This is a genomic window from endosymbiont of Riftia pachyptila (vent Ph05) (genome assembly GCF_000224455.1).
Classification (GTDB): Bacteria; Pseudomonadota; Gammaproteobacteria; order Chromatiales; family Chromatiaceae; genus Endoriftia; species Endoriftia persephonae.
Map to the genome: position 1 here is coordinate 1 of NZ_AFOC01000169.1, position 3,568 is coordinate 3,568.

General features: G+C 55.7%; 7 protein-coding genes. All 7 read left to right on the forward strand.

Annotated elements, in window-relative coordinates; all coding sequences use genetic code 11:
• A partial coding sequence (locus RIFP1SYM_RS15975) for a sterol desaturase family protein (RefSeq protein ID WP_039960838.1) occupies positions 1-368 on the forward strand: 368 nt, incomplete at its 5' end.
• On the forward strand, positions 358-552 hold the full coding sequence (locus RIFP1SYM_RS18905; protein WP_338063195.1) for a TVP38/TMEM64 family protein: 195 nt from the start codon (positions 358-360) through the stop codon (positions 550-552). The genes RIFP1SYM_RS15975 and RIFP1SYM_RS18905, both read left to right, overlap by 11 nt.
• A complete protein-coding gene (locus RIFP1SYM_RS18910) occupies positions 549-896 on the forward strand; it encodes a TVP38/TMEM64 family protein (protein ID WP_338063196.1) in 348 nt (115 codons plus the stop codon). Before RIFP1SYM_RS18905 ends, RIFP1SYM_RS18910 begins: the two co-directional genes overlap by 4 nt.
• Positions 897-900: 4 nt before the next feature.
• Positions 901-1,359 (forward strand): rhodanese-like domain-containing protein, encoded by a 459-nt coding sequence (locus tag RIFP1SYM_RS18915; RefSeq protein ID WP_338063197.1) that lies wholly within the window; start codon positions 901-903, stop codon positions 1,357-1,359.
• Positions 1,359-2,141, forward strand: coding sequence for a sulfite exporter TauE/SafE family protein (locus tag RIFP1SYM_RS15985; RefSeq protein WP_005966801.1), 783 nt, complete (start codon positions 1,359-1,361; stop codon positions 2,139-2,141). Before RIFP1SYM_RS18915 ends, RIFP1SYM_RS15985 begins: the two co-directional genes overlap by 1 nt.
• Before the next feature lie 48 nt (positions 2,142-2,189).
• Positions 2,190-2,534, forward strand: coding sequence for a DsrE/DsrF/TusD sulfur relay family protein (locus RIFP1SYM_RS15990; RefSeq protein WP_005966802.1), 345 nt, complete (start codon positions 2,190-2,192; stop codon positions 2,532-2,534).
• A 115-nt stretch (positions 2,535-2,649) separates the two neighbouring features.
• The coding region (locus RIFP1SYM_RS15995; protein ID WP_039960839.1) for an adenylate/guanylate cyclase domain-containing protein at positions 2,650-3,568 on the forward strand (919 nt) is incomplete at its 3' end.

Genomic DNA, 3,568 nt, shown 5'->3' on the forward strand with positions numbered 1-3,568 from the left:
TGATCTTTGAGGTGCTGCTCAATGCCACCGCCATGTTCAATCACGGCAATGTCCGGCTCCCAACCAGCCTAGACCGGGTATTGCGCTGGTTCCTTGTCACTCCTGATATGCACCGCGTACACCATTCGGTAGAGGATGATGAGGCAAACAGCAACTTCGGCTTCAGCCTGCCCTGGTGGGATCGGTTGTTCGGCACTTACCGTGATCAACCCAGAGGAGGTCATGAGGGCATGACCATCGGTATCCATAAATACCGCGACCCGAAACAGGTCAACCGCTTACCCGGCATGCTGGCGCTGCCCTTTATCGGCAAGATCAGTGGCTACGCCATCAATCGCCGCGAATGGAGCAATAGCGATGAGAAGTAAAGCACTTCGCTGGCTACTATTTGCCCTGTTGGCATCGGCAATTTCTCTGACCATTCTCTACCGAGACCATATTGATGCAGGTGCCCTGCAGCAGTGGGTAGAGCAAGCCGGTCCCGCCGCTCCACTGCTGTTCATGGTTATCTATGCCATCGGCACGGTGCTGTTCCTTCCAGGATCAGTATGACCCTGGCGGGTGGTGCCCTGTTCGGGCCGGTGCTCGGCACCTTCTACAATCTCACCGGCGCAACTATCGGCGCGGTGCTGGCTTTTCTTATCGCACGATTCTTTACTTCCAACTGGGTGGAGCAGAAGACCGGTGGCCATCTCAAGCGGCTGAAAGAGGGCGTGGAAAATGAGGGTTGGCGCTTCGTCGCCTTCGTGCGTCTGGTACCGCTCTTTCCCTTCAATCTGCTCAACTATGCCGTTGGGCCTGACCCGTATCCCGCTGCTTCACTACCTGATCGCCACCTATCTGTGCATGCTGCCAGGCGCCATTGCCTACACCTATCTAGGATACGCCGGGCGTGAAGCGGTGGCTGGTGGTGAAGGCTTGATTCAGAAAGTGATGCTGGCGCTGGCGCTGCTGGCCGTAGTGGCCTTCCTTCCCCGACTAATCGGTCGTCTCAGGCAGGGCCCCACCATGAACATCGATGCACTGAGGGAACGCCTGAACAAAGAGGACGAATTACTTTTGCTGGATGTCCGCACCGCCAATGACTACCAGGATAAGCTGGGACACATCGTGGGCTCCCTGAATATACCCCTGGAAGAGCTTGAATCCCGTCTGGCCGAACTGACCCCCTATCTGGAAAAACCGGTCGCATTGATCTGCACCACGGATCGTCGTTCCAAAAAAGCCGCGCAGATACTCGGTAGTCAGGGTTTTGCCGATGTGCATGTGGTGATTGGCGGGATGACGCAGTGGAACAAGAATGCCCTGCCTGTTCACACCACAACTGAGACTTCAGACCATTTACGGGAGATTCAATAGTGTCCCTTTCCATTATTATCGCTGGACTCGCCACCGGCCTGCTGCTCGGCGTATTCGGCAGCGGTGGCTCCATCATCACCATGCCCGCCCTGCTCTATCTGTTGCATGTTGAGCCAAAATCGGCCATCGCAATGAGCCTGGGTATCGTGGCTGTCACTGCCACCATTACTGCCATACAGCACTGGAAGCGTGGCAACGTCAACCTGAAGGTGACAGCCATGTTTGGGCTGTTTGGTGTGGCCGGAACCTATGCCGGCGCTCTGCTTGGCGTCATCACACCGGTGGTTATTCAACTGGGTCTGTTTGCTGTAGTGATGTACGCAGCCGCATGGAAGATGCTCAAACCAAAGCCGCAACACAGATCCGTCGGCGCCGCCGCAGTGATTGAATGCGATAGTGGCGATTGTGAAGCCCCCCACTACGGACACATCGCGCTGCACGGCATAGGCGTCGGCATCCTGACCGGCGTCGTGGGAGTGGGCGGCGGCTTTTTGATCGTTCCCGCACTGGTTTTGCTCTCCGGACTCTCCATGAAGCGTGCCGTTGGCACCTCGTTGAGCATCGTCGCACTGAAATCCTTTGCCGGTTTTGCAGGTTATGCCGGTACTGTTTCCGTCGATTACGGGTTGATGGCAATTTTCACAGCCATTGCCATCGCCGGCAGCTTTGCTGGAAGCATGCTTAGCCACCGGCTACCCGCAGAGCACCTGAAAAAAGGGTTCGGTGGTTTTCTGATGCTCGTGGCGAGCTACATATTGATCAAGAGTGTCGTGTTCGGTTGATGCAATACCGACGTTGGTTGGCAAGCATACTTTGTACAGGAGTAAATCATGAATACCCTGATCATATTGAATGACCCACCCTACGGCACTGAACGCAACTATAACGGCCTGCGCCTGGCCAAGGCACTGAGCAATACAGATACAAAGGTCACGGTATTTCTGCTGGCCGACGCGGTGGTCTGTGCAAAACACGGACAAAAGGTACCTCAGGGGTTCTACAACATCGAACTGATGCTTAAATCCATCACACGTAAAGGTGAGGTGCTGCTCTGTGGTGCCTGTATGGATGCCCGTGGCCTGACCGATGAGGAAATCATCGAAGGCGCCCAGCGCAGCAACATGGGGACACTGGCAGAGCACACCCTGGAAGCGGACAAGGTGCTGGTTTTTTGACCCTGTTTTATTCAGGGGCAGAATTGATATGACACCTACCCACACACCTCTGGATAGACTGGTAGCAGTGATTCGGCGCGTTGGTGCTGAAACGGTCGATAGTGAAGACGCTCGCTTGCAAAAGACGCTGCTAGTCGGCGCCAGCCTGATGTTTATCCTGGCGGGCCTGCTGTGGGGCGGTATCTATATTGCGTTCGACGAACCACTGGCCGGAGCGGTGCCACTATCCTATGCGGCGGTTTCGCTCTTCAGCATCCTCTTATTCGGCCTGACACATCACTACCGGCTGTTCCGGGTGAGTCAATTGCTGCTCATTCTGATTCTCCCGTTTCTGCTGCAACTGGCCCTGGGTGGATTTGTCAATTCAAGCGCCGCGATACTATGGTCACTGATATGCCCATTTGGTGCGCTGCTGATCGGGCAGCGCCACCACGCCCCCTGGTGGTTTCTGGCCTTCCTGGGCCTGGTCATCGTCAGCGGTTTGATACAGCCGGACATGCACCCCACCAACAATCTGCCACCCTGGTTGGTAACCATCTTTTTTGTGGCCAATATCGGTACGGTTTCAGCCGTCGCGTTCATTCTGCTCCACTACTTCGTCGGCCAGGAGAGCCGCTTCCTCGGACTGCTTCGTCTCGAGCAGGAAAAATCGGAAAGACTGCTGCAGAACGTTCTACCCAAGGAGATCGCAGCAATCCTGAAAGACAAGGATGAAACCATTGCCGAGCACTACGACTCGGTCAGCATCCTGTTCGCTGACATCGCAGATTTTACGGCCCTTTCCGACGAGCTCTCTCCAACCGAGATGGTCGATCTGCTCAACGAGGTATTTTCTCGATTCGACTCACTGGTCACAAAGTACAGCCTGGAGAAGATACGGACCATCGGAGACAACTACATGGTCGTCTCCGGTGCGCCACGCCCACGGCCAGATCACGCCCGACTCCTGGCGCGCCTGGCGTTGGAGATGCACGCCTACGTCGAGGAATATCAGCGTAACGGCAGGCGATTGAACTTTCGCATCGGCATCGGCT

Coding starts and splice junctions, on each gene's coding strand:
- RIFP1SYM_RS18905 (WP_338063195.1), top strand. CDS start 358: ATGAGAAGTAAAGCACTTCGCTGGCTACTATTTGCCCTGTTGGCATCG.
- RIFP1SYM_RS18910 (WP_338063196.1), top strand. CDS start 549: ATGACCCTGGCGGGTGGTGCCCTGTTCGGGCCGGTGCTCGGCACCTTC.
- RIFP1SYM_RS15990 (WP_005966802.1), top strand. CDS start 2,190: ATGAATACCCTGATCATATTGAATGACCCACCCTACGGCACTGAACGC.